The sequence below is a fragment of the Pseudomonas sp. B6001 genome (genome assembly GCF_013386015.1).
Lineage (GTDB): Bacteria > Pseudomonadota > Gammaproteobacteria > Pseudomonadales > Pseudomonadaceae > Aquipseudomonas.
This window is the reverse complement of record NZ_JACAOX010000017.1, coordinates 254,892-276,690: the sequence shown is the minus strand read 5'-3', so window position 1 is coordinate 276,690 and position 21,799 is coordinate 254,892. Positions and strand designations below refer to the sequence as shown.

The 21,799-nt window shown below is 62.0% G+C and carries 18 protein-coding genes and 3 pseudogenes; 14 read left to right on the top strand and 7 right to left on the bottom strand.

The genetic code is table 11. The features are described from left to right. Nucleotides 1-3: 3 nt before the first annotated feature. From murD to lpxC, 9 genes are all read left to right on the top strand, one after another. Nucleotides 4-1,350, top strand: coding sequence for a UDP-N-acetylmuramoyl-L-alanine--D-glutamate ligase (murD, locus tag HX821_RS18595; protein WP_177036213.1), 1,347 nt, complete (start codon nucleotides 4-6; stop codon nucleotides 1,348-1,350). Then, complete coding sequence (gene ftsW, locus HX821_RS18590; RefSeq protein ID WP_003216215.1) at nucleotides 1,347-2,570, top strand: putative lipid II flippase FtsW; 1,224 nt, start codon at nucleotides 1,347-1,349, stop codon at nucleotides 2,568-2,570. The genes murD and ftsW overlap by 4 nt, the downstream gene beginning before the upstream one ends. Then, nucleotides 2,560-3,630, top strand: coding sequence for an undecaprenyldiphospho-muramoylpentapeptide beta-N-acetylglucosaminyltransferase (gene murG / locus HX821_RS18585; protein ID WP_003216217.1), 1,071 nt, complete (start codon nucleotides 2,560-2,562; stop codon nucleotides 3,628-3,630). The genes ftsW and murG overlap by 11 nt, the downstream gene beginning before the upstream one ends. Further along, on the top strand, nucleotides 3,623-5,068 hold the full coding sequence (gene murC / locus HX821_RS18580; protein ID WP_003216219.1) for a UDP-N-acetylmuramate--L-alanine ligase: 1,446 nt from the start codon (nucleotides 3,623-3,625) through the stop codon (nucleotides 5,066-5,068). The genes murG and murC overlap by 8 nt, the downstream gene beginning before the upstream one ends. Next, complete coding sequence (locus HX821_RS18575) at nucleotides 5,065-6,021, top strand: D-alanine--D-alanine ligase (protein ID WP_003216220.1); 957 nt, start codon at nucleotides 5,065-5,067, stop codon at nucleotides 6,019-6,021. The genes murC and HX821_RS18575 overlap by 4 nt, the downstream gene beginning before the upstream one ends. A gap of 4 nt (nucleotides 6,022-6,025) precedes the next feature. Further along, the gene (locus HX821_RS18570; RefSeq protein WP_023659197.1) at nucleotides 6,026-6,892 is read left to right on the top strand and encodes a cell division protein FtsQ/DivIB; all 867 of its coding nucleotides are present in this window, start codon (nucleotides 6,026-6,028) and stop codon (nucleotides 6,890-6,892) included. A gap of 15 nt (nucleotides 6,893-6,907) precedes the next feature. Continuing rightward, a complete protein-coding gene (gene ftsA / locus HX821_RS18565) occupies nucleotides 6,908-8,170 on the top strand; it encodes a cell division protein FtsA (RefSeq protein WP_003216224.1) in 1,263 nt (420 codons plus the stop codon). Between the two features lie 65 nt (nucleotides 8,171-8,235). Then, nucleotides 8,236-9,432, top strand: coding sequence for a cell division protein FtsZ (ftsZ, locus tag HX821_RS18560; RefSeq protein WP_003216225.1), 1,197 nt, complete (start codon nucleotides 8,236-8,238; stop codon nucleotides 9,430-9,432). A gap of 112 nt (nucleotides 9,433-9,544) precedes the next feature. Continuing rightward, nucleotides 9,545-10,456 (top strand): UDP-3-O-acyl-N-acetylglucosamine deacetylase, encoded by a 912-nt coding sequence (gene lpxC / locus HX821_RS18555; protein ID WP_003216227.1) that lies wholly within the window; start codon nucleotides 9,545-9,547, stop codon nucleotides 10,454-10,456. A gap of 103 nt (nucleotides 10,457-10,559) precedes the next feature. Here lpxC and HX821_RS18550 read toward each other — a convergent pair whose 3' ends face one another. From HX821_RS18550 to HX821_RS18540, 3 genes are all read right to left on the bottom strand, one after another. Beyond that, a complete protein-coding gene (locus HX821_RS18550) occupies nucleotides 10,560-12,065 on the bottom strand; it encodes a diguanylate cyclase (RefSeq protein WP_177036212.1) in 1,506 nt (501 codons plus the stop codon). Between the two features lie 51 nt (nucleotides 12,066-12,116). After that, a complete protein-coding gene (locus HX821_RS18545) occupies nucleotides 12,117-13,610 on the bottom strand; it encodes a sensor domain-containing diguanylate cyclase (protein ID WP_008434208.1) in 1,494 nt (497 codons plus the stop codon). A gap of 86 nt (nucleotides 13,611-13,696) precedes the next feature. Continuing rightward, a complete protein-coding gene (locus HX821_RS18540) occupies nucleotides 13,697-15,019 on the bottom strand; it encodes an OprD family porin (RefSeq protein ID WP_177036211.1) in 1,323 nt (440 codons plus the stop codon). Nucleotides 15,020-15,370: 351 nt separating this feature from the next. Here HX821_RS18540 and HX821_RS18535 point away from each other — a divergent pair, with 351 nt between their 5' ends. The 5 genes and pseudogenes from HX821_RS18535 (at nucleotide 15,371) to HX821_RS18520 (ending at nucleotide 18,764) form a co-directional block, all read left to right on the top strand. After that, nucleotides 15,371-16,345 (top strand): D-glycerate dehydrogenase, encoded by a 975-nt coding sequence (locus HX821_RS18535; RefSeq protein WP_003216236.1) that lies wholly within the window; start codon nucleotides 15,371-15,373, stop codon nucleotides 16,343-16,345. A gap of 28 nt (nucleotides 16,346-16,373) precedes the next feature. Beyond that, a pseudogene (locus tag HX821_RS31850) lies at nucleotides 16,374-16,466 on the top strand (outer membrane lipoprotein carrier protein LolA); the annotation flags it as partial. Nucleotides 16,467-16,523: 57 nt separating this feature from the next. Beyond that, nucleotides 16,524-17,426, top strand: a complete 903-nt coding sequence (locus HX821_RS18530; RefSeq protein ID WP_063027220.1) for a chemotaxis protein CheV — start codon at nucleotides 16,524-16,526, stop codon at nucleotides 17,424-17,426. Between the two features lie 3 nt (nucleotides 17,427-17,429). Continuing rightward, on the top strand, nucleotides 17,430-17,912 hold the full coding sequence (locus HX821_RS18525; protein ID WP_008434201.1) for an N-acetyltransferase: 483 nt from the start codon (nucleotides 17,430-17,432) through the stop codon (nucleotides 17,910-17,912). A 108-nt stretch (nucleotides 17,913-18,020) separates the two neighbouring features. Beyond that, entirely contained in the window at nucleotides 18,021-18,764 is a 744-nt protein-coding gene (locus HX821_RS18520; protein ID WP_003216242.1) for a YkgJ family cysteine cluster protein, read from the top strand. A gap of 3 nt (nucleotides 18,765-18,767) precedes the next feature. On the opposite strand, the pseudogene HX821_RS32015 reads toward HX821_RS18520, so the two are convergent. The 4 genes and pseudogenes from HX821_RS32015 to HX821_RS18505 all read right to left on the bottom strand — a co-directional run. Further along, nucleotides 18,768-19,763, bottom strand: a pseudogene (locus tag HX821_RS32015) (methyl-accepting chemotaxis protein); the annotation flags it as partial. A gap of 297 nt (nucleotides 19,764-20,060) precedes the next feature. Continuing rightward, a pseudogene (locus tag HX821_RS32010) lies at nucleotides 20,061-20,342 on the bottom strand (PAS domain-containing protein); the annotation flags it as partial. Nucleotides 20,343-20,449: 107 nt separating this feature from the next. Next, entirely contained in the window at nucleotides 20,450-21,241 is a 792-nt protein-coding gene (locus tag HX821_RS18510) for a transporter substrate-binding domain-containing protein (RefSeq protein ID WP_177036209.1), read from the bottom strand. A 169-nt stretch (nucleotides 21,242-21,410) separates the two neighbouring features. Beyond that, nucleotides 21,411-21,653, bottom strand: coding sequence for a hypothetical protein (locus tag HX821_RS18505; RefSeq protein WP_003216247.1), 243 nt, complete (start codon nucleotides 21,651-21,653; stop codon nucleotides 21,411-21,413). Nucleotides 21,654-21,799: the final 146 nt, after the last annotated feature.

Sequence of the window (21,799 nt, the reverse complement as noted above, 5' to 3'; positions counted from 1 at the left end):
CGAGTGTCCCTGATCGCTTCAGACCACTTCCGCATCGTTGTCGGCCTCGGCAAGAGCGGCATGTCCCTGGTTCGCTTCCTGGCGAACCGGGGCACGTCGTTTGCCGTGGCCGATACGCGGGAAAATCCACCGGAGCTGGTCACGCTGCGCCGTGACTACCCGCACGTGGAAGTGCGTTGTGGCGAGCTGGATGTCGAGTTTCTGTGCCGTGCCGATGAGCTCTACGTGAGCCCCGGCCTGGCCCTGGCGACCCCGGCCCTGCAAGCGGCGGCGGCCCGTGGCGTGAAGTTGTCCGGCGACATCGAGCTGTTCGCGCGTAACGCGAAGGCGCCGATCGTGGCCATCAGCGGTTCCAATGCCAAAAGCACCGTGACCACCCTGGTGGGCGAGATGGCGGCTGCGGCCGGCAAGCGCGTGGCCGTGGGCGGCAACCTCGGCACGCCGGCGCTGGACCTGCTCAACGACGACGTCGAGCTGTACGTGATGGAGCTGTCGAGCTTCCAGCTGGAAACCACTGACCAGCTCAACGCCGAAGTGGCCACCGTGCTTAACGTCAGCGAAGACCACATGGACCGCTACAGCGGTCTGCCGGCGTATCATCTGGCCAAGCACCGGATCTTCCGTGGCGCGCGGCAAGTGGTGGTGAACCGTCAGGATGCCCTGAGCCGTCCGCTGATCGGCGAAGGTCTGCCGTGCTGGACCTTCGGCCTGAACAAACCCGACTTCAAGGCTTTCGGCCTTCGGGAAGAGAACGGCGAGAAATACCTGGCCTTCGAATTCCAGAACCTGATGCCGGTGCGCGAACTGAAAATCCGTGGTGCCCACAACCAGGCCAACGCCCTGGCGGCGCTGGCGCTCGGTCACGCCGTCGGCTTGCCGTTCGACGCCATGCTCTCGGCCCTGCGCAGCTTTGCCGGCCTTGAGCATCGCTGCCAGTGGGTTCGCGAGCTGGATGGCGTTGGCTATTACAACGATTCCAAGGCCACCAACGTCGGTGCGGCACTCGCTGCCATCGAAGGTTTGGGTGCCGACATTCAAGGCAAGATCGTGCTGATTGCCGGTGGCGACGGCAAGGGTGCCGACTTCAAGGACCTTAAAGGCCCGGTCGCCGCCAACTGCCGCGCCGTGGTGTTGATGGGCCGTGATTCCGGCCTGATCGCCGATGCCCTGGGCGACGCCGTACCGCAGGTGCGCGCGCAGTCCCTGGACGATGCCATCGCCCAATCCAAAGTCTTGGCTCAGCCGGGCGACGTGGTGCTGCTGTCGCCTGCCTGCGCCAGTTTCGACATGTTCAAGAACTACGAAGAGCGCGGCCAGCTGTTCGCCCGCGCCGTGGAGGCCTTGGCATGAGTATCAATTTCCGTAACATCATCAAGCCGTACCCGTCGCCGATCATTACCGGGCGCGGTATCGACCTGGACTTCCCGATGCTCGCCGGTTGCCTCGCGCTGCTGGGCCTGGGCCTGGTGATGATCACCTCGGCCTCCTCGGAAGTGGCTGCGGTGCAATCGGGCAACACCCTGTACATGATGATCCGTCACCTGGTGTACCTGGTGATTGGCCTTGGCGCATGCATCGTCACCATGATGATCCCGATCGCCACCTGGCAGCGCCTGGGTTGGCTGATGCTGGTGGGCGCCTTCGGCCTGTTGGTGATGGTGATCCTGCCCGGCATCGGGCGTGAGGTGAACGGTTCGATGCGCTGGATCGGCTTCGGTGCGTTCAACGTGCAGCCGTCGGAAATCGCCAAGGTGTTCGTGGTGATCTACCTCGCCGGCTACCTGGTGCGGCGCCAGAAAGAAGTACGCGAAAGCTGGATGGGCTTCTTCAAGCCGTTCATCGTGCTGCTGCCCATGGCCGGCCTGTTGCTGATGGAGCCGGACTTCGGTGCCACCGTTGTAATGATGGGCGCGGCGGCGGCGATGCTGTTCCTCGGTGGCGTCGGCCTGTTCCGCTTCACCCTGATGGTGGTGCTGGCGGTGGCCGCCGTGACCATTCTGGTGCAGGCGCAACCCTACCGGATGGCCCGTCTGATTACCTTTACCGACCCGTGGTCCGATCAGTTCGGTTCCGGCTACCAGTTGACCCAGGCGTTGATCGCCTTCGGTCGCGGTGAGTGGCTGGGCGTGGGCCTGGGCAACAGCGTGCAGAAGCAGTTCTACCTGCCGGAAGCCCACACCGACTTCGTGTTCTCGGTACTCGCCGAAGAGCTGGGCGTGGTCGGTTCGCTGTGCACCGTCGCGCTGTTCGTGTTCGTGTGTGTTCGCGGCATGTACATCGGCTTGTGGGCCGAAAAGGCCAAGCAATATTTCGCCGCCTACGTGGCGTACGGCTTGTCGTTCCTGTGGATCGGCCAGTTCCTGATCAACATCGGGGTGAACGTCGGCCTGCTGCCGACCAAGGGCCTGACCTTGCCGTTCCTCAGTTACGGCGGCAGCTCGTTGGTGATTTGCTGCGCCTGTCTCGGGTTGTTGCTGCGCATCGAGTGGGAGAGTCGGACCCACCTGGGCAGCGAAGAGATGGAGTTCAGCGAAAGCGACTTCGCCGAGGAGCCGAACCATGGGCGCTAACGTGCTGATCATGGCAGGCGGCACCGGTGGCCACGTGTTCCCGGCGCTGGCCTGTGCCCGTGAGTTCCAGAACCGTGGCTACACCGTGCATTGGCTCGGTACGCCGCGGGGCATCGAAAACGATCTGGTACCGAATGCCGGCTTGCCGCTGCATTTGATCAACGTCACCGGCTTGCGTGGCAAGGGCAAATTGTCCCTGCTGAAGGCGCCGTTCGTGTTGCTCAAGGCCGTGTGGCAAGCGCGCAAGGTGATCCGCGAAGTGAAGCCGGTATGCGTGCTGGGCTTTGGTGGCTACGTGACCGGCCCGGGCGGTGTTGCGGCAAGACTCGCCGGCGTGCCAGTGATCGTCCACGAGCAGAATGCCGTGGCCGGCACTGCCAACCGCCTGCTGGTGCCCTTGGCTGCACGGGTATGCGAGGCGTTTCCGAAGACCTTTGGTGCCGCGGACAAGCTGCGTACCACCGGCAACCCGGTGCGTACCGAACTGTTCATGGACATCGCCCGCCAGCCATTGGCCGGTCGCAAGGCGCACCTGTTGATCCTGGGCGGAAGCCTGGGCGCCGAACCGTTGAACAAATTGCTGCCTGAAGCGGTGTCGCAACTCCCCGTGGAGCTGCGCCCGGAGATCTTCCATCAGGCCGGCAAGAACCACGATGAAGTGACCGCGACGCGTTATCGCGATGCGGGTGTGGAGGCGAATGTGCAGCCCTTCATCAAAGACATGGCCCAAGCCTATGGCTGGGCCGACCTGGTGGTCTGTCGCGCAGGTGCGTTGACCGTCAGTGAACTGGCTGCCGCCGGTCTGCCGTCCTTGCTGGTGCCTTTGCCCCACGCGATCGACGATCACCAGACCCGCAACGCCGAATATTTGGCTGGGGAGGGCGCTGCCTTCCTGCTGCCGCAAAGAACGACTGGCGCCGCCGATTTGGCCGCACGCCTGACCGAGGTTTTGATGCAACCGGAACGACTGAACAGCATGGCGAGCACCGCAAGCCGCCTGGCCAAACCTGACGCAACCCGCACCGTGGTCGATATCTGCCTGGAGGTGGCCCATGGTTGAGAATCAGAAAGCCATGCCACAGCCGGAAATGCGCCGCATCCGTCGCATCCACTTCGTCGGTATCGGCGGCGTGGGCATGTGCGGGATCGCCGAAGTGTTGCTGAACCTGGGTTACCAGGTGTCCGGCTCCGACCTGAAAATGTCGCCGGTCACCGAGCGCCTGGAATCGTTTGGCGCGAAAATCTTTATCGGCCACCGCGCCGAGAACGCCGCCGAAGCCGATGTGCTGGTGGTCTCCAGTGCCGTGAACACCTCCAACCCGGAAGTGGCCACCGCCCTTGAACGCCGCATTCCCGTAGTGCCGCGTGCCGAAATGCTGGCTGAGCTGATGCGCTACCGCCACGGCATCGCCGTCGCCGGTACCCACGGCAAGACCACCACCACCAGCCTGATCGCCTCGGTATTCGCCGCCGGTGGCCTGGACCCGACGTTCGTCATCGGTGGCCGCCTGAATGCAGCCGGCACCAATGCACAACTGGGGACCAGCCGTTACCTGATCGCCGAAGCCGATGAAAGCGACGCCAGCTTCCTGCACCTGCAACCGCTGGTGGCCGTGGTGACCAACATCGACGCCGACCACATGGCGACCTACGACGGTGACTTCAACAAACTGAAGAAAACCTTCGTCGAGTTCCTGCACAACCTGCCGTTCTACGGTCTGGCCGTGGTGTGCCTGGACGATCCGGTGGTGCGCGAAATCCTGCCGCTGGTGAAGCGTCCGACCGTGACCTACGGCTTCAGCGAAGACTGTGACGTGCGCGCGATCAATGTGCGCCAGCAAGGCATGCAGACTTTCTTCACCGTGCTGCGTCCTGACCGCGAGCCGCTGGATGTCTCGGTGAACATGCCGGGCAACCACAACGTACTCAACTCCCTGGCGACCATCTGCATCGCCTCCGACGAAGGCGTCAGCGATGAAGCCATCGTCGAAGGCCTGTCGGGTTTTGCCGGCGTGGGTCGTCGCTTCCAGGTCTACGGCGAACTGCCGGTGGACGGCGGCAACGTGATGCTGGTGGACGACTACGGTCACCACCCGACCGAAGTGGCAGCGGTGATCAAGGCCGTACGCGGTGGCTGGCCGGAACGCCGCCTGGTGATGGTGTACCAGCCGCACCGCTACAGCCGTACCCGCGACCTGTACGACGATTTCGTCAATGTGCTGGCGGATGCCAACGTGTTGCTGCTGATGGAAGTCTACCCGGCCGGTGAAGAACCGATCCCGGGTGCCGACAGCCGCAAGCTGTGCAACAGCATCCGTCAACGCGGCCAGTTGGACCCGATCTACATCGAGCGTGGTGTGGACCTGGCGCCGATCGTCAAGCCGCTGCTGCGTGCCGGCGACATCCTGCTGTGCCAGGGTGCCGGTGACATCGGTGGCCTCGCCCCTAAATTGCTGGCAAGCCCGCTGTTTGCCGCCGCACAGGGGAAGTCGAAATGACCACTGACTACGGCTCCCTGTTCTCGACCATTCAACCTGCCGACTTCGGCCGGGTTGCGGTGCTGTTCGGTGGCAAGAGCGCTGAGCGTGAAGTGTCGCTGAAGTCCGGCAATGCCGTGCTGGAAGCGCTGCAAAGTGCCGGTGTGAATGCGTTCGGCATCGACGTGGGTGATGACTTCCTGTCGCGCCTGCAGGCCGAGAAGATCGACCGCGCCTTCATCATTCTTCACGGACGTGGCGGTGAAGACGGCAGCATGCAGGGCCTGCTGGAGTGCCTGGGCATTCCGTATACCGGCAGCGGCATCCTCGCTTCGGCCCTGGCCATGGACAAGTTGCGGACCAAGCAGGTGTGGCACAGCCTGGGTATTCCGACCCCGCGTCACAGCGTGCTGTGCAGCGAAGACGATTGTATTTCTGCAGCCAAGGAACTGGGCCTGCCTTTGATCGTCAAACCAGCCCATGAAGGCTCCAGTATCGGCATGGCTAAAGTGAACTCAGCCGCCGAATTGATTGACGCATGGAAAGCGGCCAGTACCTACGATTCGCAAGTGTTGGTGGAACAGTGGATTCAAGGTCCCGAGTTCACCATCGCTACTCTGCGTGGCCAGGTATTGCCGCCCATCGCATTGGGCACGCCCCACACCTTTTACGACTACGACGCCAAGTATGTGGCCTCCGATACCCAGTACCGGATCCCGTGCGGCCTCGACGCAGCCAAGGAACAGGAATTGATGGACCTCACGGCGAAAGCCTGTGAGGCGCTGGGTATCGCCGGTTGGGCGCGGGCAGACGTGATGCAGGATGACCAGGGGAACTTCTGGTTCCTGGAAGTCAACACTGCACCCGGGATGACCGACCACAGCCTGGTACCCATGGCCGCTCGTGCCGCCGGCCTGGATTTCCAGCAGTTGGTGCTGGCGATCCTGGCAGCAAGCATAGAGCCACGAGGCTAAGACCATGAACGGCGCATCGCTTCGTCATCAGCAACCCGCTCCCGGCCGCAAGCCGGTGCCGCGTGGTGCCAGCCGAATGGTGGCTAAAGAGCCGATGTCGGCGCGCATGCCGAAAGCCAACTTTGGTTTTCTCAAGGCGCTGTTCTGGCCGGTGATCCTGGTGGCCCTGGGGTTCGGTACGTATGAAGGCGCCCAGCGCCTGCTGCCGTATGCCGACCGGCCGATCACCAAGATCAGCGTGCAGGGTGACTTGAGCTACATCAGCCAGCAAGCCGTGCAGCAGCGAATCGCCCCGTTTGTGGCGTCGAGCTTCTTCACCATCGACCTGGCAGGCATGCGCTCCGAGCTGGAACAGATGCCATGGATTGCCCACGCCGAAGTACGTCGCGTGTGGCCGGATCAAGTGACGATCCGCCTGGAAGAACAACTGCCCGTGGCCCGTTGGGGTGATGGTGCGCTGTTGAACAACCAGGGCCAGGCGTTTGCACCTCGCGAAGTGGCGAATTACGAGCACCTGCCGCAGTTGTTCGGACCGCAGCGGGCGCAGCAGCAAGTGATGCAGCAGTACCAGGCGTTGAGCCAGATGCTGCGGCCGTTGGGCTTCTCGATTGCGCGACTGGAATTGCGCGAGCGGGGCAGCTGGTTTTTGACCACGGGTGCAGGCAGTTCCGGCCCGGGCATCGAGTTGTTGCTGGGACGCGGCAACCTGGTGGAAAAGATGCGCCGTTTTATTGCCATCTATGAAAAGACCTTGAAAGAACAGATTACGAACATTGCGAGCATCGACCTGCGTTACGCCAACGGCCTCGCCGTCGGCTGGCGGGCCCCTGCGGCGCCCACGGCAGCGCAACCTGCTGTCGCGAAGAATTAAGAAGAGGCAGGACCCATGGCAAACGTGCAAAGCGGCAAAATGATCGTCGGTCTGGATATCGGCACCTCTAAGGTGGTGGCGCTGGTAGGCGAGGTCGCGGACGACGGCACGCTGGAAATCGTCGGAATCGGCACGCATCCGTCCCGGGGCCTGAAGAAGGGCGTGGTGGTGAATATTGAATCCACCGTGCAATCGATCCAGCGCGCCATCGAAGAAGCGCAGCTGATGGCCGGTTGCCGGATTCACTCGGCATTTGTCGGCGTTGCCGGCAACCACATCCGCAGCCTGAATTCCCACGGCATCGTGGCGATTCGCGACCGCGAAGTCAGCTCGGCCGACCTGGAGCGGGTACTCGACGCAGCGCAAGCCGTCGCGATCCCGGCTGACCAGCGCGTGCTGCACACCCTGCCGCAGGACTACGTGATCGATAACCAGGAAGGCGTTCGCGAGCCCCTGGGCATGTCGGGCGTACGTCTGGAAGCCAAGGTTCACGTAGTGACCTGCGCCGTCAACGCTGCACAGAACATTGAAAAATGCGTGCGCCGCTGCGGCCTGGAAATCGACGACATCATTCTCGAGCAGTTGGCTTCGGCTTACTCGGTACTGACCGACGACGAAAAAGAACTGGGCGTGTGCCTGGTGGACATCGGCGGCGGCACCACGGACATCGCGATCTTCACCGAGGGTGCGATTCGTCACACCGCGGTGATCCCGATTGCCGGTGACCAGGTGACCAACGACATCGCCATGGCGTTGCGCACACCGACCCAGTACGCCGAAGAAATCAAGATCCGTTACGCCTGCGCCCTGGCCAAGCTGGCCGGTGCTGGTGAAACCATCAAGGTGCCAAGCGTGGGCGACCGTCCACCGCGCGAACTGTCGCGCCAGGCATTGGCCGAAGTGGTCGAGCCGCGCTACGACGAACTGTTCACCCTGATCCAGGCTGAACTGCGTCGCAGCGGCTACGAAGATTTGATCCCGGCCGGCATCGTGCTGACCGGTGGCACCTCGAAGATGGAAGGCGCGGTCGAACTGGCCGAGGAAATCTTCCACATGCCAGTCCGCCTGGGCGTGCCCCATGGCGTGAAAGGCCTGGGCGACGTAGTGCGCAACCCGATTTATTCCACCGGTGTGGGCTTGCTGTTGTACGGGCTGCAAAAGCAGACCGACGGCATTTCCCTGTCGGGCCCGAGCAACCGCGACAGCTACAGAAGCGACGACGAAGCGAAAGCGCCGTTGTTCGAGCGGTTGCAGGCTTGGGTGAAAGGCAATTTCTAAAGATTTACCGCAACACCGTTTCAAGTAGTAGGCGAAAAAACTAGAGAAATGAAAGGAGAGGGAAAATGTTCGAACTCGTAGACAACATCCCCGCAAGCCCGGTCATCAAAGTGATCGGCGTCGGCGGTGGCGGCGGCAACGCTGTCAACCACATGGTCAAGAGCAACATTGAAGGCGTTGAATTCATCTGCGCCAACACTGACGCCCAGGCCCTCAAAAGCATCGGTGCACGCACCATCCTGCAATTGGGCACAGCCGTGACCAAGGGCCTGGGTGCCGGCGCGAATCCGGAAGTCGGCCGTCAAGCCGCCCTGGAAGACCGCGAGCGCATCGCTGAAGTGCTGCAAGGCACCAACATGGTGTTCATCACCACGGGCATGGGCGGTGGTACCGGTACCGGTGCTGCGCCGATCATTGCCGAAGTGGCCAAGGAAATGGGGATCCTGACGGTTGCCGTCGTGACCCGTCCATTCCCGTTCGAAGGTCGCAAGCGCATGCAGATCGCCGATGAAGGCATCCGTCTGCTGTCCGAAAGCGTCGACTCGTTGATCACCATTCCCAACGAGAAGCTGCTGACCATCCTCGGCAAGGACGCAAGCCTGCTGTCCGCGTTTGCCAAGGCTGACGATGTACTGGCCGGTGCCGTTCGCGGTATCTCCGACATCATCAAGCGTCCGGGCATGATCAACGTCGACTTTGCCGACGTACGTACCGTGATGAGCGAAATGGGCATGGCGATGATGGGCACTGGCTGCGCCAGCGGTCCGAACCGTGCACGTGAAGCTACCGAAGCGGCCATCCGCAACCCGTTGCTGGAAGACGTGAACCTGCAAGGCGCACGCGGCATCCTGGTGAACATCACCGCCGGTCCTGACCTGTCCCTGGGTGAGTACTCCGACGTGGGTAGCATCATCGAAGCCTTCGCTTCCGAGCACGCCATGGTCAAGGTCGGTACCGTTATCGATCCGGACATGCGCGACGAACTGCACGTGACCGTTGTTGCGACCGGCCTGGGTGCGAAAATCGAGAAGCCTGTAAAGGTCATCGACAACACCGTCCATACCAGCCACGCCAGCCAGCAAGCTGCCGCTCCAGCGCCTTCGCGCCAGGAACTGCCGTCTGTGAACTATCGTGACCTGGATCGTCCGACCGTGATGCGCAACCAGGCTCAGGCCGGTGCTGCTGCATCCCGCAGCCCGAATCCGCAAGATGACCTGGACTACCTGGACATCCCGGCTTTCCTGCGTCGTCAGGCCGATTAATGGAATGTATCAGGGCTATGAAGGTGATTGGTGTTCAGCAAAGGTCTGGTCTGCTATTATCGCCAGCCTTTGTTGATACCAGTTCGCAATTTGCGCTGAAGCGGTCCAAGCCATGATTAAACAACGCACCCTGAAGAATATTATCCGTGCCACAGGTGTAGGTCTGCACTCCGGGGAGAAGGTATACCTGACCCTCAAGCCCGCACCTGTCGACACCGGCATCGTGTTTGTTCGTGCCGACCTGGACCCTGTGGTGCAGATACCTGCTCGCGCGGAAAATGTTGGCGAAACCACGATGTCGACCACGTTGGTCAACGGTGACGTCAAAGTGGACACGGTGGAGCACTTGCTCTCGGCCATGGCCGGTCTGGGCATCGATAACGCCTACGTCGAGCTCTCCGCGTCCGAAGTCCCGATCATGGATGGCAGCGCCGGACCCTTCGTATTCTTGATTCAATCTGCCGGCCTGGAAGAACAGGACGCAGCCAAGAAGTTCATTCGCATTCTGCGGGAAGTGACAGTAGAAGACGGCGACAAGCGCGCCACCTTCGTCCCGTTCGAAGGCTTTAAAGTGAGCTTTGAGATCGATTTCGATCACCCGGTATTCCGTGACCGCACCCAAAGTGCAAGCGTGGATTTTTCCAGCACTTCGTTCGTAAAAGAAGTCAGCCGCGCCCGTACCTTTGGTTTCATGAGTGACATCGAGTACCTGCGCAAGCACAACCTCGCACTCGGCGGCAGCGTTGAAAACGCCATTGTGGTCGACGCGGATGGTGTACTGAACGAAGACGGCCTTCGCTATGAAGACGAATTCGTGAAGCACAAGATCCTCGATGCAATCGGTGACCTCTACCTGCTGGGCAATAGCCTGATAGGCGAGTTCAAAGGCTTCAAGTCTGGCCACGCCCTGAACAACCAACTGCTGCGCAAGCTGATTGCACAGACAGATGCCTGGGAAGTCGTGACCTTCGAAGATGCCAGCACCGCACCGATCTCTTACATGCGTCCCGTCGCGGCGGTGTAAGTAACAACTCTCTTTCCTTTTGTTTTTAAAGGCTGCCTTCGGGTGGCCTTTTTTTTGATCGTTCCCACGCTCTGCGTGGTAACGCCTCCTGTGACGCTTTGCGTCACGGCTTTAAAGCGCCGGCATCAACAACGCGATTACGCCCGGTATGCTTGGCCTCATACAGCGCCTGGTCGGCGTTGAGCAGTAATTCCTCCAGCGTGGTGCGGCTGTTTTTGGTCCAGGTACTGAGGCCGATGCTGACGGTAATCGGCACCGTATCCCCGCTCACTCGCGGCAGGTGTTCGACACTGCTGCGGATATGTTCAGCAATCACGCGTGCACCCTGGCTGTCGGTATGCGGCAGCACCACTGCAAATTCTTCCCCGCCATAGCGAGCAGCGAGGTCGGCCGGGCGGCGGATATTGCCCTCGATCACCTGCGCCACCGTGCGCAGTGCCTCGTCACCACCTTGATGGCCATGTCGGTCGTTGAACGCCTTGAAGTGGTCCACGTCAATCATCAGCACCGTCAACGGTTCGGCCGAACGCTGGGCGCGGTCCCATTCCAGGCGCAGGCGCTGGTCCAGGGTGCGGCGGTTGGCCAGGCCGGTGAGCGCGTCGGTGGCTGCCAGTTCTGACAGCACCTGTTCGGCACGGTGGCGCCTGCGCAGTTCCATGCAGAGCATCCAGGTCAGCCACAAAAGGCCGATGCACAAAATCCCGGTGGCGCCGCTGATCACCAGTGCTGCGCGCTTCCAGGGAGCGAATATGTCATTCGTGGACAGCCCTACGACGACGATCAGCGGTAGATCGCCCACCGTTGAGAACGTATACAGGCGGTGCTCCTCATCCACACTGGAGGTGCCGCGAAAGTTGCCGTCGCGCTCGTGCAATATGCGCGCGACGTTGGGCCGCTGGCTGAGGTCCTTGTCGATCATGTCCCGTTCCAGCAGCGGCTGCTGGGCCAGTAGGATGCCTTGCCGGTTGATCAGGTTGATGGTGCTGTCGCTGCCGATATTCAGGCTGCGGAACAGTTGCTGAAAGTACGACAGGCGCATGGTGGCCACGGCCACGCCGAGGAATCGCCCATCCGGCCCGGAAACCCGGCGGCTGAAAGCGATACGCCATTGGTCGTCACACACGCAGCGCGCCATGAAGGGCCGGCTGATGAACAGCCCCAGGTCGGGATTCTGCCGATGGGCCTGGAAGTAATCGCGGTCGGCGAAGTTGGCGGATTTGGGCGTCTGCAGGGCTGAGTCGGCGATCACGTTGCCATCCTTGTCCAACAGCAGGATGTCGCCTTTGTAGGGCGCCGCTTCCGAACGGTCGAACAGCACCAGGTGACGGATGCCGGCCGATACCCCAGCCAAATCAGTGCGTTCGGTGGCGGCGATCAGCCCTTTGATCGACAAGTCGTACAGCTCGACGTTGCGCAGCACGTCGGCGTCGATCAGTTGGGTGATGTTATTGGCCGTGCGCTGGGCCGCCTGCAACGTGTTGGCGTGTTCGCGAATCAGCAGCACCGCGACCACCAGCATGATCAGCAGCACCGTGACGCAACTGCCGATGATCAGCAGCAGCTCCGGACGGTGGGTGGGGCGGGGCGGGCGGGTAGTGCCTGGGCTCATCGGGCGTACTTCTGCTTCGAGGATGCCCTTAGCGTAGTTGCTGATAACCGCTTATGTGGCCTGGCTGTGAACGATGCGGTTGCGCCCGGAATGCTTGGCGTCATACAGCGCCCGATCGGCACTCAGCAGCAGCTCTTCCAGCGAGCCACGGCTGCGTTTGTCCCAGGTACTGAGCCCGACGCTGACGGTGACCGACAGCGCGTCGCCGTCCGCCGGTGGCAAGTGCTCCACCGCACTGCGGATATGTTCGGCGATGGTGCTCGCACCCTCGCCGTCGGTATCCGGCAGGATCACCGCGAACTCTTCGCCGCCGTAGCGCGCAGCCAGGTCGGCGGGGCGACGAATATTGCTGCCGATGACCCGGGCCACGTTGCGCAAGGCCTCATCGCCACCCTGGTGACCATGGCGGTCGTTGAAGGCCTTGAAGTGGTCGACATCAATCATCAGCAAGGCCAGTGGCTCGCCTGAGCGTTGCGCGCGCTCCCATTCCAGGCGCAGGCGCTGGTCGAGGGTGCGGCGGTTGGCCAGGCCGGTGAGGCCGTCGGTGGCCGCCAGTTCCGACAACACCTTCTCGGCGCGATAGCGGCGGCGCAGTTCCAGGCGCAGCATCCAGGTCAGCCACAACAGCCCCACACACAGCACGCCGGTGGCGCCACTGATCAGCAGGGCGGCGCGCTTCCAGGCGGCAAACACGTCATCGCTCGACAACGCCACCACCACAATCAGCGGCAGCGCGCCGACGCTGGTGAAGGTGTACAGCCGTTGCGCGCCACTGATGGCGGAGATGGCGCTGAAACTGCCGCTGCCTTCGCGCAGCATTCGCTTGAAGTTGGGCCGCGCGCTCAGGTCCTTGTTGATCATGTCTCTTTCGAGCAGCGGCTGCTGGGCCAACAGGATGCCGTCGTTATTCAGCAGGTTGATGCTGCTGCCGCTGCCGATGGTCAGGCTATTGAACAACTGGTCGAAATACGCCAGGCGCATGGTTGCCACCGCCACACCGGCAAACTCGCCATTGGGCCCGGGCACCCGGCGGCTGAAGGCGATGCGCCAGACTTGATCGCAGTCGCAACGAATCCTGAAGGGCCGACTGATGAACAGCCCGGCATCGGGGTTCTGCTGGTGGATCTGGAAATAGTCGCGATTGGCGAAATTACGTGGCGTGGGGGTCAGCGTGGAGGAGTCGGCGGTGACCGCGCCGGTTTTGTCCAGCAGCAGGACTTCGCCTTTGAAAGGGGCGGCCGTGGATTGGTCGAACTGCACCATATGCAGGACTTCGGCGGAAACCTGGGGCAGGTCATCGCGAGTGGTTGCGGTGATCAGGCCGTTCAGCGCCAGGTCGTAGAGCTCGACGTTGCGCAGCACATCGGCATTGATCAGTTGGGTGATATTGCTGGTGGAACGCTTGGCTGCCTGCAAGGCGCTGGCGTGTTCGCGGATCAGCAGTACGGCAACGATGACCACGATCAGCACGACAGTAAGGCCACTGCCCAGAATCAGCAAAAGCTCCGGGCGTGCAGGCAGGGTGAAGGCGCGGCGTTGACTCATGGGACTGGCTTCGGCACTCAAGATGCTGGCAGTTTAGTTCCATGCTGTGAAAAATAAGTCGTCGCCGCTAAAAGAAAGCCTGAAGGTTAAAAAACGTCAATCGGATAGTCGACGATCACGCGGTACTCATCCACGTCCCGGTCCACTGCCGCGTAGCCATTGCCGCCGCGATTGGTCGCCCATTGCAGGCGCACGGCCAGGTCCTTGGCCTTGCCGCCTTGCACCACGTACTTGAGGTCGATGTCCCGTTCCCAGTGCTTGGCGTTCTTGCCGTCGGCACTGTACCAGGATGAGTAACCACGGCTGTCCGGATCGACCGTGGTCAGGTCGGTCTTGCCGCTGATGTACGACACCGCCGAGGTCAGGCCCGGCAGGCCCAGCCCGACGAAGTCATAGGCGTACTTGAGCTTCCACGAGCGCTCGTTGGGGCCGTTGAAGTCGGAGTATTGCTGGGAGTTGTCCAGGTAGATGCTGTCGCCCTGGCTGATGTAGTCGAACGGCGTGTTGCCGTTGACCCGCTGGTAGGCGGCGGTAACGCTGTGATTGCCCACGCCCACGGTGAAATGCAGGCTGTAGGTGTTGTTGTCGATGTTGCCCAGCAAGGCTTTGCCGGTCTCCTGGGTGTGGTAGTAGTGCAGGCCCGGGTTCAGGCTGACCAGCTCGTTCAACTGCCAGGTGTAGTCGAGGTCGTAGTAGTACTGGTTCCAGATGTCCTTGAGTTCGGACGCGTACAGGTTGCTGGTCAGCCCCGGCACGCCGCTGAAGGACACGCCGGCCCAGTCCAGGTGGCGGCTGTCTTCGCCATTGGGCAATGCGCCGTAGCTGGTGCCGATGCGGCGATGGCCGCTCTGGTTGTAGAGCTTGGTGAAGCTGGCCTGGCCGCCCTCGAACATCCAGCCGTCCAGGCTGTGGTTGGTCAGGCTCACGCCGCGGAAGGTCTGGGGCAGCATGCGGGTCATGCCGCCGGCAATCACCGGATTGTTGAGGAACAGGTCGCCGGCTTTCAGTTCGGTGTCGAAGGCGCGCATTTTCAGGGTGGCGCCGGCGGTGGAGAACGAGCCGGGCGCTTTGCCGTTGCCGGAGCTTACCGGCAGGATGCTCGAGCCATCGGTGCCGCCACCGCCGTCGAGCTTGAGGCCGAGCATGGCGTTGGCGTCCAGGCCGAAGCCGACGATGCCGGGGGTGTAGCCGGATTCGAAGATGCCGATGAAGCCCTGGCCCCATTCCTTGCTGTCATCGGTGTGAATGTCGCGACGGTCGCGGTTCATGTAGTAGTTGCGGGTGTTGATCTTGAAGCTGGAACCTTCGACGAAGCCGTCGGTGGCCGGGGTGTCTGCCGCGTGGGCAAGGGGAACGATCGTTGCAGCAATCGCGAGGAATAACGGGGTGAACGTCAGCGAGGTTTTCACCGGTGGAGCTCCTTTGGGTCAATCGAAACCGGCCAGTGTTGTTGGGGTTCCTGGCCTTTTTTCAGCGCAAAAAAAAGCCGCTGAACTCAGCGGCTTTAAGACAGATCCCCAGTGTAGAGCCCTGGAAATAAGTCGAGGGAAATCGGGGGAGAGCGGGTCGGTCTTAACCGCTGCGCTCATCGATGCGACAAATTAGCGCAGGTGAGCGGTGCGATACAGAGTGTAACAAGATAATGACTGTTGCCCAAATCGCAACAGTCTGGCTGTGGGGTGTGAGGGCCGGCCTGACAAGCCCTACCCAAGAATGTTAGCGTGCTTGCCATTCCCACGTAGTCGATGAGCCTGCCTTCCATGAAAAAGACCGTCCTCGCCTTCAGCCGCGTCACCCCGGAAATGATCGAACGCCTGCAACAGGATTTCGATGTCATCGCCCCCAACCCCAAGCAGGGCGACATCAACGCCCAGTTCAACGAAGCCTTGCCCCATGCCCACGGCCTGATCGGCGTAGGCCGCAAACTGGGCCGCGCGCAACTGGAAGGTGCGAGCAAACTGGAAGTGGTTTCCAGCGTGTCGGTGGGCTACGACAACTACGACCTGGCGTACTTCAATGAGCGCGGGATCATGCTCACCAACACCCCGGATGTGCTCACCGAAAGCACCGCCGACCTGGCATTCGCCCTGCTGATGAGCAGCGCCCGCCGCGTCGCCGAACTGGACGCCTGGACCAAGGCCGGCCAGTGGAAAGCCAGCGTCGGCGCGCCGTTGTTTGGCTGTGATGTACACGGCAAGACCCTGGGTATCGTCGGCATGGGCAACATCGGCGCGGCCGTGGCGCGTCGGGGTCGCCTGGGTTTCAATATGCCGATTCTATACAGCGGTAACAGCCGCAAGACCGAACTGGAACAGGAACTCGGCGCGCAGTTTCGCAGCCTCGACCAGTTGCTGGCCGAAGCCGACTTCGTCTGCCTGGTGGTGCCACTGAGCGAGAAAACCCGCCACCTGATCAGCCATCGCGAGCTGGGCCTGATGAAATCCAGTGCGATCCTGGTGAACATCTCCCGTGGCCCGGTGGTGGATGAGCCGGCGCTGATCCAGGCCCTGCAAAACCAGACCATCCGTGGTGCCGGCCTGGATGTGTACGAGCAGGAGCCGCTGTCCGAGTCGCCGCTGTTCCAGCTGAGCAATGCGGTGACCCTGCCGCATATTGGCTCGGCCACCAACGAGACCCGCGAAGCCATGGCCAACCGCGCCCTGGAAAACCTGCGCAGCGCCTTGCTGGGCGAGCGTCCGCAGGATCTGGTAAACCCGCAGGTGTGGAAGGGCTGACGACTGCTTGTTGTAGGTAGGAGCGAGCTTGCTCGCGAAAAGCGTCAACGATAACGCGGGCAGCCTGGATAAACACAGCGCCCTCAGGTTCTTCGCGAGCAAGCTCGCTCCTACAGTTTTTCGCGCGCAAGTCGATAACGGTCTATAGATCGTCATCCCTGATCCACAGAAGGTTTTTATGTCCACCACCAAAGCCCGCGCAGATTCACTCTCGCTTCTGCTCTTTACCTTGCGCAGCGGCAAGCTGATGGCGATCAACCTGCTGAAAGTCAGTGAAATCATTCCCTGCCCGCCGCTGACCAAGCTGCCGGAGTCGCACCCCCACGTCAAAGGCATCGCCACCTTGCGCGGCGCCGCGTTGTCGGTGATCGACCTGAGCCGCGCCCTGGGGGAAATGCCCCTGCAAGACCCGGACGGCGGCTGCCTGATCGTCACCGATGTAAGCCGTTCCAAGCAGGGCCTGCATGTGCAGGCGGTAAGCAAGATCGTGCACTGCCTGACCACCGACATTCGCCCGCCGCCGTTTGGTTCCGGCGGTACGCGTTCGTTTATCACCGGTGTGACCCAGGTCGAAGGCGCCCTGGTGCAAGTGCTGGACATCGAGAAAGTCATCCACGGCATCGCCCCGGCGCAGATCGAAGCGGCGCCCACCGACCTCACCATGGAAGAAGCCGAAGTGCTGGGCAACGCCCGAATCCTGGTGGTGGACGACAGCCAGGTGGCGCTGCAGCAGTCGGTGCACACCCTGCGCAACCTCGGCCTCACCTGCCACACCGCCCGCAGTGCCAAGGAAGCCATTGACCGTTTGCTGGAGCTGCAAGGCACCGTCGAGCAAATCAACGTGGTGGTCTCGGACATCGAAATGTCCGAAATGGACGGCTACGCCTTTACCCGCACCCTGCGGGAAACCCCGGACTTCCAGGACCTCTATGTGCTGCTGCACACCTCCCTGGACAGTGCGATGAACAGCGAAAAAGCCCGCCTGGCCGGCGCCAATGCGGTACTCACCAAGTTTTCTTCGCCGGAACTGACCAAGTGCCTGGTGGTAGCCGCCCAGACCGTGGCGCAACAGGGCCTGTGACCGGTGGGTGAATATTTCCAGCTGCTGCGCCGCGACCTCACCGGCAGCCTGCCCGCCCCGCAATGGCCGGCGGATATCCAGCTGGATCATTACCGCGAAGCCATGGCCCCGGCGATCCACGCGGTATTGAGCCTGGCCCAGGAACAAGGCGGCGGACGGGTCGGCTCCCTTGAGCACTGGCGCCAGCAGTTCGTTACCGATGCCGAGTTCGACCCAAAACTGTGCCTGGTGGCAAGTAACGCCAGCGGCATCCTGGGTGTGTCCCAATGCTGGACCAGCGCCTACATCAAGAACCTGGCCATTCACCCCTGTGCCCAGGGCATGGGGTTGGGCCGTGCGTTATTGCTGCACACCTTCCAGGTGTTCAAGCAACGCGGCGAAGCGTTTGTCGACCTCAAGGTGCTGGAGTCCAACTTGCGGGCACGGCAGTTGTATGAACGTGCGGGCATGGTGTTTGTGCTTCGCGACCTTGTCCCCGAGGACTGACGGCGCTGGCGCATAACTTGCTTTGCACAGAGGCAGAACGGTGAACAGAGGCAAAAACCCGCCACCGTTCATGAGTGCCTTCTGACCTTGCCTGGTGACAGATCCTCCATGAATACCCATTTTTCCTGCGTCGGTTGTGGCAAATGCTGCACCGACCACCATGTGCCCTTGACCCTCGAAGAAGCCCGCAGCTGGGCGGCTGACGGCGGTAATGTCATCGTGCTGGTGGAAGGTTTCCTGGGCAGTGGCCTGGGGCTGCCCGAGTTGCAACGTGACCACGCACAACGCCGTTCCGCCATCGTGCCCAGCGGCAATACCGAGGCGTATGTGGCAATCACCTTTGCCGCCTATAACGCCGGGCGCTGCCGGAATCTTGACGAAGACGACCGTTGCCGCATTTACGAGCGGCGGCCGTTGGTGTGCCGCATCTACCCGATGGAGATCAATCCGCACATCCCGTTGAACCCGGCAGCCAAGGACTGCCCGCCGGAATCCTGGGAGCAGGGGCCGGCGCTGATCGTGGGGGGCGAGTTGATGGACAAGGAGCTGGCCGAGTTGATCCGCCGCTCACGCCAGGCTGACCGCGATGATATCCAGGCCAAGGAAGCCGTGTGCGGGTTGCTGGGCATCCATACCACGGCGCTCAAGGGCGATGGGTTTACCGCGTACTTGCCCGACATGGGCCTGTTTGCCCAGGCGATCGAGTTGGCGACGCAAGAAGTCGTGCAGGCCAATGAGTGGGTGTTTCATGTGTCCGGGATGGACATTGCCGAGCAACTGCTGGATGCCGGCGCCCGGATTGCCACCGAGGTGCCGGCGAACTACGCCTTCATTTCATTGCGGGCGGCTTAAGCGCTAGCGCCGCTTGCCCCAGAATTCCTCCGCCAACCGCCGCAAGTCATCCGCCAGCCCCGCCACGTCCCCTGAGCTGAGCTGGCTCTGCTGGCCAGCGCTGACCGTCACTTCCCCGGCATTGCGAATGCCGATGATGTTGCGGTTGATGTCTTCGCTCACCGCACTCTGTTCTTCCACCGCCGCCGCGATCTGCTGGCTCATGGCGGTAATTCGGGTCACTCGCTGGCTGATCCCATCCAGTGCGGCAGCGGCGCGCTGGGCCTGATCGACGCTGGCCTCGACATGCTGGCTGCTTTGCGCCATCGCCTGCACCGCATCCCGGGCGCCGCCTTGCAGGGTGCTGATCATGCGCTGGATCTCATTGGTCGAATCCTGCGTACGCTGAGCCAGGCCTCGTACCTCATCGGCCACCACGGCAAACCCGCGTCCTTGCTCCCCGGCCCGCGCCGCTTCGATGGCGGCATTCAGCGCCAGCAGGTTGGTCTGTTCGGCAATCGCCCGGATCACTTCCAGCACCCCGGAAATATCGCCGCTGTGGCTTTCCAGTTGATGGATCACTGCGGTGGCCCGCGCCAGTTCCTCGGACAAACGCAGCACCGCGTCGCGGCTTTCATCCACCCGTTGATGGCCCTCGCGGGTTTCGCTGCCGGCCTGGTCAGCGGCCCTGGACGCCTGCAGCGCGTGCTCGGCGACTTGCGCCACGCTGGCGGCCATTTGATTGATCGCGGCGGCGACCTGATCCGTCTGGGTCTGTTGGCCGAGGCTGCTGGTGTGGCTGCTGTCCAGTTGTTGCACCAGCGCCGCGGCATGGCCGGACAGACGTTGCGATGCATCGCCAATCCGGCCGACCACCGCGCCCACCTGCGCCTCCAGCATCTGCATGGCAAACTCGATGCGTCCGAACTCGTCCTTGCGCCCGGTGTAGATCGCCTGGCTCAGCGGGTTATCGGCAATCAGCCGTGCCCGCTGGTTCAACTGTGCCAGGGGCCGTAACAAGCCATGCACACCCGCTACCCCCGCGGTGCAGGCCGCCGTTACCGCCAGCAGTTGCCAGGTCAGCGAATAAGGCGCCAGCCCAAGGCCCAATGCCCAGGTTGTGGCGCAAGCCACCAGGACCCATGCCGACAGCTTGAAGGTCATGCCCACCACGGGCCGTGCTCGCCGAGTGCCGGCACGCAGGCGGGCATAGGCCCGTTCGGCCCGATGCACCCGCCGTGCATCGGGCTTGGTGCGCACCGATTGATACTCCACCGTCACGCCGTCCCGGGTGACCGGCGTGGCATAGGCACTGACCCAATAGTGATCGCCGTTCTTGCAGCGATTTTTCACCATACCCATCCACGAGCGACCGCTTTTCAATACCTGCCACATGTGCGCAAACGCCGCGGCCGGCATGTCCGGGTGACGCAGCAGGTTGTGCGGCGTGCCCAGCAGCTCCTCGCGGGTGTAGCCGCTGATATCGATGAAGTCCTGGTTGGCGTAGGTAATTGCGCTGGTCAGGTCGGTGGTCGAGAGGATATTGGCGTCGGGGGCAAAATCCACATTTCGACCGGTGACCGGCAGATTGATCTTCATGAAAAAGCGCGCTCGTGATTGTTGGAGGAGTCGGCAGGGCGTCGACTCTAAGCGCACCGGTTGGGCAAATACTGATCCAGCTCATGTTCCGCGCAATTAATTGGCCATTACGGTCTGGAGAGCGGCGCGTCCAGGCGGTAGGGCTCGATGATGCGTTGGTATTCGCCGCTCTGCTTCAGTTGCTCGAGGGCGTGATTGAGGGCGCTGCGCAAGGCGGTGTCGGGCTTGCGCAGTGCGATCGCCACGCCGTTACCCAGCAGTTCGGTGGAGACGTGAGGGCCGAGGAAGTCGAAAACCTGACCATCAGCGGTGTCGAGCAGCGCCTCACGGATTTCCACGGTGCCTTGCAATGTTGCATCGATGTCGCCTGCCAGCAGGCTGCGGATCAACTCGTCATTGCGCCAGAATGCCTTGACGATGACCCCCTTGGGCGCCCACTTCGACAGGGCGAAGGCTTCGCGGTTGCTGCCCACCAGAACGCCCACGCGCTTGCCCTTCAGTGACCGTGGGGTCGGCTTCAACCCTGATGTCTTGCGGGCCACCAGGCGCGTGGTGATCGGATAAAGGTTATCGGTGAAATTCACCCGCTGGCGCCGTTTCAGTGTAGGGGCCATGCCCATGATCGCGTCGAATTGCCTGGCTTCAAGGGCGGGGAAGTTTTCCACAAGGACCTGGTCGACCCAGGTACACCGCACATTGAGCTGTATGCACAGGGCATTGCCCAGCTCGATGTTCAGCCCTGCAAGCTGGCCATGTTGATTGCGGCTTTGGAAGGGTGGAAATTGCGCAGCAACGGCGAAACGAATTTCATGCCGTGGTTGACCGCTGGCCGCAGTGGTGGAGAAAACGCTGGCCATCAGCGACAACAACAGCACGACACAGTTGCGTATCAGAACCACAGGGGACGTCCTTTTCCAGAAAACCAGCTTTACCACGTCCAGCCCCGAGCGAAAGAGTCGGGGCAAGCGGGTGTCATGCAAGCTTTCAAGAATTGGCCGCAGGCCTACAAGGCGAAACGTCAGTAACTGTTGTAGGCATAAATCTCCATTACGGAGGATTTATTACCGGTCAGCGCTTGCCCATCGAGCGACGGGTGCCGGGAGGCGCCATGCCCGGGCTCTTGGTGTGGCCGTTCTTGGCGCCGTTTTTGTACCACGGCTGGCTGGCGTTTTTCGCCCCGGCCAGTTCGCCCGGCTTGAACGGAAACTTGAACGCCGGGATCTCGGCCTTGGTTTCGCCTTCGACGCTGTCAGGGTTGGCCTGTTGGTCGATGTCGACCGCTTCAACAGCGGGTTGTGTCGGGGAATTCATGGAAGCTCCGGGGAGTACTGAAAATGACGCGGGCCCGACTTGCAGGCCACACCGCCGCGCAGTATACCTGCGCGCCTCGGATCTTTAACCACTGCTCGTACGAATGGTCGGACTTTACTGACGGCGCTGTCAGTTAGCAGTCACTT

Excerpts from the sequence above, each read along its gene's own strand:
- HX821_RS18535 (WP_003216236.1), top strand. The coding sequence starts at position 15,371 with ATGAAAAAGACCGTCCTCGCCTTCAGCCGCGTCACCCCGGAAATGATC.
- ftsA (WP_003216224.1), top strand. The coding sequence starts at position 6,908 with ATGGCAAACGTGCAAAGCGGCAAAATGATCGTCGGTCTGGATATCGGC.
- HX821_RS18550 (WP_177036212.1), bottom strand. The coding sequence starts at position 12,065 with ATGAGCCCAGGCACTACCCGCCCGCCCCGCCCCACCCACCGTCCGGAG.
- ftsW (WP_003216215.1), top strand. The coding sequence starts at position 1,347 with ATGAGTATCAATTTCCGTAACATCATCAAGCCGTACCCGTCGCCGATC.
- HX821_RS18575 (WP_003216220.1), top strand. The coding sequence starts at position 5,065 with ATGACCACTGACTACGGCTCCCTGTTCTCGACCATTCAACCTGCCGAC.
- murG (WP_003216217.1), top strand. The coding sequence starts at position 2,560 with ATGGGCGCTAACGTGCTGATCATGGCAGGCGGCACCGGTGGCCACGTG.
- HX821_RS18530 (WP_063027220.1), top strand. The coding sequence starts at position 16,524 with ATGTCCACCACCAAAGCCCGCGCAGATTCACTCTCGCTTCTGCTCTTT.
- HX821_RS18570 (WP_023659197.1), top strand. The coding sequence starts at position 6,026 with ATGAACGGCGCATCGCTTCGTCATCAGCAACCCGCTCCCGGCCGCAAG.
- ftsZ (WP_003216225.1), top strand. The coding sequence starts at position 8,236 with ATGTTCGAACTCGTAGACAACATCCCCGCAAGCCCGGTCATCAAAGTG.
- HX821_RS18520 (WP_003216242.1), top strand. The coding sequence starts at position 18,021 with ATGAATACCCATTTTTCCTGCGTCGGTTGTGGCAAATGCTGCACCGAC.
- HX821_RS18545 (WP_008434208.1), bottom strand. The coding sequence starts at position 13,610 with ATGAGTCAACGCCGCGCCTTCACCCTGCCTGCACGCCCGGAGCTTTTG.
- murC (WP_003216219.1), top strand. The coding sequence starts at position 3,623 with ATGGTTGAGAATCAGAAAGCCATGCCACAGCCGGAAATGCGCCGCATC.
- HX821_RS18505 (WP_003216247.1), bottom strand. The coding sequence starts at position 21,653 with ATGAATTCCCCGACACAACCCGCTGTTGAAGCGGTCGACATCGACCAA.
- lpxC (WP_003216227.1), top strand. The coding sequence starts at position 9,545 with ATGATTAAACAACGCACCCTGAAGAATATTATCCGTGCCACAGGTGTA.